This is a genomic window from Shewanella sp. AS16 (assembly GCF_021412365.1).
Lineage (GTDB): Bacteria > Pseudomonadota > Gammaproteobacteria > Enterobacterales > Shewanellaceae > Shewanella > Shewanella salipaludis.
On sequence record NZ_JAKCLK010000275.1, the window covers coordinates 1 to 290 of the forward strand.

1 pseudogene is annotated in these 290 nt (G+C 57.2%); it reads left to right on the forward strand.

The annotated features are described in order from the left end of the window. Positions 1-290 (forward strand): annotated as a pseudogene (locus LZP73_RS20285) (acyl-ACP--UDP-N-acetylglucosamine O-acyltransferase); the annotation flags it as partial.

A 290-nucleotide genomic window follows, 5' to 3' on the forward strand; every position in this document is an offset into this window, starting at 1 on the left:
GGATTGACGAAGGTGGGCAGCGACAACTTACTGATGATCAATGCGCACATTGCGCACGATTGTACGGTAGGTAACCGCTGCATCCTCGCCAACAACGCAACGCTGGCGGGTCACGTATCGGTTGACGACTTCGCGATCATCGGCGGCATGACCGCAGTCCATCAGTTCTGCATCATTGGTGCGCATGTGATGGTTGGCGGCTGCTCCGGTGTGGCGCAGGACGTCCCTCCTTATGTCATTGCGCAGGGTAACCACGCAACGCCGTTCGGTGTCAATATCGAAGGGCTGAA